At 47.6% G+C, this 953-nt stretch carries 1 protein-coding gene; it reads right to left on the bottom strand.

Going from position 1 to position 953, the window contains the following annotated elements; genetic code table 11:
* Window positions 1-857, bottom strand: an 857-nt coding sequence (locus AC4ED1_RS14635; protein WP_490939864.1) for an IS1595 family transposase, incomplete at its 3' end; no start/stop codon positions are given.
* Window positions 858-953: the final 96 nt, after the last annotated feature.

The following is a 953-nucleotide window of genomic DNA, read 5'->3' as shown; positions in this document are numbered from 1 at the left end:
GCATTCAGCAGTCGGTCGAAGATTTCGTTCGGATTGAAGCGACGGTTGAAGCGGAAACAGAACTCGTCAAAGTACGACTGCAAATACTTTGATCCCAAGCCGTGATACGTGCCTTGGATATAGGTTTTCACGTTGCCAATGATGTTGTGTAGCATCTTGAGAAAATTTTCCTTGTCTTCCTTGTAGTAAGCCTTCGACTCATGGACATACCCGATGTCTGCCAAGCGTTTGTAGGAGCTATGTCCATCGGAAACAATTTTACTGCCGGGCTTGACACACGTCCGTGCAACACGCTGAATTTCGTCGATGCTGACTTGATCGATGACCTCAATGCGAAGAAATGCCGGATGGTTCCGCTCGTCTTTGGAAAGAGCGATGACCGCTTTCGCTTTATTCGTACCGCGGCCATCCTTGCCTTTGCGGGGAGCGCCGAAATACGCGTCGTCCATCTCGACGGTACCGGAGAGCATGTAAAGCGAATCTCGTTCCTTCATCGCTTCGCGGATCTTTCGCAACATCCGTAGTGCCGTGCGGTAGTTAAGATTCAGTACCTGGGCTAAAGACAAAGCGGATTTCCCGCGTTTATCATGTGCCACAAGGTAAATCGCCCAAAACCAGATGGTCAATGGCAGTTTGCTTTTGTGAAAGATAGTGCCTGCCGTGATCGATGTCTGGTGATGACATTGTTTACACTCGAACAATTGGCGGGTCTTGATGTAATAGTAGTCGCGATGCTCACATTTTGGGCACGTAAAGCCATCTTTCCAACGTTTGTGCATCAGGTAACTTACACAGTCTTCTTCTGCGCCAAATGTGCTTTGAAATTGAACCAACGACATGGATTCTGCTTGCGCCATGACCTTCTCCTCCGAACTGATGTTTGGTAAATTCAGTATACCATACATATGTTCGTGTTTGAAAGAGGTCTCTGAGCAGAGTGCATAGTCAAAACA

The organism is Effusibacillus sp. SKA8, from assembly GCF_058273125.1.
The sequence above is the reverse complement of the archived record's forward strand: the minus strand, read 5'-3'. Positions and strand labels throughout refer to the sequence as shown.